Annotated in this window: 4 protein-coding genes; 2 read left to right on the forward strand and 2 right to left on the reverse strand. The window is 64.0% G+C overall.

Annotation, left to right across the window (positions count from 1 at the left end; genetic code table 11):
- Together ACH2EH_RS21285 and ACH2EH_RS21290 are read left to right on the forward strand one after the other, a co-directional pair.
- On the forward strand, positions 1-846 hold an 846-nt coding region (locus tag ACH2EH_RS21285; protein ID WP_395144883.1), incomplete at its 5' end, for an ATP-binding cassette domain-containing protein.
- Positions 840-1,847, forward strand: coding sequence for an ABC transporter permease (locus ACH2EH_RS21290; RefSeq protein ID WP_395144885.1), 1,008 nt, complete (start codon positions 840-842; stop codon positions 1,845-1,847). The genes ACH2EH_RS21285 and ACH2EH_RS21290, both read left to right, overlap by 7 nt.
- Before the next feature lie 105 nt (positions 1,848-1,952).
- Here the strand turns inward: ACH2EH_RS21290 and ACH2EH_RS21295 are convergent, their stop codons facing one another.
- Positions 1,953-2,762, reverse strand: coding sequence for an ABC transporter ATP-binding protein (locus tag ACH2EH_RS21295; protein ID WP_395144887.1), 810 nt, complete (start codon positions 2,760-2,762; stop codon positions 1,953-1,955).
- Positions 2,763-2,778: 16 nt separating this feature from the next.
- On the reverse strand, positions 2,779-3,107 hold a 329-nt coding region (locus ACH2EH_RS21300), incomplete at its 5' end, for an ABC transporter permease (RefSeq protein ID WP_395144889.1).

Here is a 3,107-nt window from a genome sequence, read left to right on the forward strand (position 1 = left end):
ATTCTGACGGCAAAGACAAGCGAGGTGACATCGCAGGAGCTAGCGGCGGCGATGGTGGGAACCCATCCCCCTAGCCCCCTTCCCTCTACGAAGGAAGGGGGAGACCACCGTGGGGGCTCTGGCCTCGTCCTCCACAACCTGACGGTCAGCAACGACCGGGGCTTGGTGGCACTGAAAGATTTCACGCTTACCGTCGCGCCGGGAGAGATCGTAGGAGTTGCGGGAGTGGACGGCTCCGGACAGACAGAGCTTATCGAGGCGATTGTGGGGCTACGTCAGCCCGAAAGCGGGACGATTGCGCGTGGCAGTAAAGACGCGGCTATTGGCTTTATTCCTGAGGACCGCCACCGTCATGCAGTCGCACAGAGCTTCTCCCTCGCCGAGAATGTCGTGCTCGGGCGGCACCGGGAAACGAGATTTAGGGGCGTGGCCGGTGTGATGAAAAAAAATGCCCTGCGAGAGTTTCTGGCCGAGTGCGTCGCCGCTTTTGATGTGCGCGGCGCGGAGCAGCCCAGCGCCCCGATGCGCTCGCTCTCGGGCGGCAACCAGCAGAAGCTTGTGCTGGCACGGGAGCTCTCGAAAAATCCCAAAGTTATTGTCGCCTCTCAGCCCACGCGGGGGCTCGACTTTGCCGCCACTGCGTTTGTACACGAGTGCCTGCGCGAAGCCGCCGACAGCGGCGCGGCAGTCTTAGTGCAGTCGTTGGACTTAGACGAAGTGCTGACGCTCTCAGATCGCGTCGCCGTGCTTCTCGAAGGCAGGCTCGTCGGCGTAATTGATCGCGCAGAAGCCACTGAGGAGCGCATCGGGGCACTGATGACCGGAGCAAAAGGAGTGGGGTGGTGAGGGCCGCTCTCGCGTTTCTTGCGGCGCTTCTTCTTGGCGCACTGGCGATTGCGCTGATCGGACAAAGCCCTACCGAAGCCTACAAGGCGCTGTGGGAAGGAAGTGTGGGCACGCCCGATGCCTGGGCACGAACACTAGGGCAGGCGACGCCCCTCTTGCTCACAGGAATCGCGGTGGCGGTGGGGCTTTCTGTGGGGCTGTTCAATATCGGAGCCGAGGGGCAAATGGCCGTAGGAGCACTTGCAGGAGCCGTTGTCGGTGCCTCGGTGCCAGGCCTGTTCGCGGTGCCGCTGGGGCTGCTGTGCGGGGCGCTGGGCGGCGCGATGTGGGCGTGGCTCCCAGTGTGGCTTAAGCTGAAGCGTGGGACGCACGAGGTCATCACGGCCCTACTTCTCAACTACATCGCCCGCAACCTCACGCGCTGGCTGGCGACCGTGCCGCTAAAAGACACCAACGGCCAGGCCCCCCAAACCGCCGAGGTATCTGCCACGCTTCCCCGCTTGCTTACAGGCCATGATGTCCATGTCGGGCTGCTACTGGGGCTACTGGCGGTAGGGAGCATCGCCTGGACGCTCACACGCACCGTCTGGGGCTACGAGACGCGCCTCGTGGGCCAGAATGCGGACGCGGCAAAGGCAGCGGGCATCAATGTCGAGCGAGTGACCCTACGCGCCTTTCTGCTCTCGGGAGCGCTGGCCGGGCTGGCAGGCGCAGTCGTGGTGCTCGGCGTCGTGCCCTTCCGGCGCTTCCCCGCGGATTTCTACGGCATCGGCTACGGCTTCGATGGCCTCGCTGTCGCGTTGCTGGCAGGACACGCTCCTTGGGCCGTCCTGCCCGCTGCGCTGCTCTTCGGAGCACTCGGAGCGGGAGCAGACCAGATGAGCTTCTCCACGGAGACCCCAAAACAGCTCGCCCAAGTGGTGCAAGCACTGCTAATTCTTGGCCTCTCCGTGCGCTTCACCTGGAAAAAACGGCTCCCCCGGTTGGAGCGGGGGAGCTAGAGAGCGCTCCGCGCTACAAAGGCCGTTCCGGCCATAAGATTTCGTATGGGCGGAACGCCCTTTGTAGCCGAAGGCTCTTCAGCACTACCGTTCTGATCGGTAGTGCTAAATCCCCGAGCCGCCTTCTTCGCCCGGAGCAACGGAAAGCGTGGGAAGAGGGACGCCGCGCCAGTCGGTGTCGTACTCCTGGGCGGCGACCCGTGCGACTTCCTCGGAGAGCTGGGCCAGGAGGCGATCTTGAATCGCGGCAAGCGTGAGATCGTGGCGCAGAGCGCGGGGGCGGGGCGCGTCAATGAGTACATCGGCGATAATACGCCCCGGGCGCGAGGCCATTAAGATCACCCGATCTGAGAGCGCAATGGCCTCCTCCAGGCTGTGGGTGACAAAAACGACGCTCACCTGAGTGCGCTCCCAGAGCGTGAGCAGCTCGGTCTGAAGCAGGGAGCGTGTCTGGGCATCGAGGGCACCAAAGGGTTCATCGAGAAAGAGCGCATCGGGCTCCAGTACCAGCGCACGGGCAATTGCGGCGCGCTGGCGCATTCCACCTGAGAGTTCATGCGGGTAGGCACGAGCAAAGCGCGAGAGGTGCACCGTCCGGAGCGCCACCTCGGCTTTTTCTCGGCACGCGGCTTTGGAGAGCCCCCGGAGTTCTAGCCCGAAGGCGACATTCTGAAGGACAGTCTTCCACGGGTAGAGGGCCGCGTCCTGAAAGACCACAGCGGGGCGCTCGATGCCAATCACGCTGCCTGCACTCGGCTTGTCCAATCCAGCCAGAAGCGAGAGCAGGGTGGACTTCCCACAGCCCGATGGCCCGACCAGTGAGATAAACTGGCCATCGGGAACCGTGAGGTTGATTCCCTCTAACGCAACGGTCCCCCCGGGAAACTGCCGAGTGAGGTTCTTTGCCTCGATCACGCGCGCCCCCTTTTGGTCATGCGCCCTCCACGCCCCAGCGCCGCGCGATGAGCCTCTCCAGCGGCACAAAGACCGCATAGTCCACCGCGACACCCAGCACCAAGATGACTGTCACCATTCCCAGCACCATGGGCATGTCATTAAGATCGCGTCCGGTGCTGAGAAGATGCCCGACCCCGATCTTGAGCGACTGGGAGAGTAGCTCCGCCGCCATGAGCGAGCGCCAGGCAAAGGCCCAGCCCTGGCGCATCCCGGCGAGAAACGCGGGCAGAATGGCGGGCAGTAGAACGCGCCGCCAGAGAGTCGGGCCGGTCGCACCGAGCATCTGCGCGGCCTTGAGCCAGA

Origin of the sequence: Armatimonas sp., from assembly GCF_043760365.1 — a bacterium.
GTDB lineage: Bacteria > Armatimonadota > Armatimonadia > Armatimonadales > Armatimonadaceae > Armatimonas.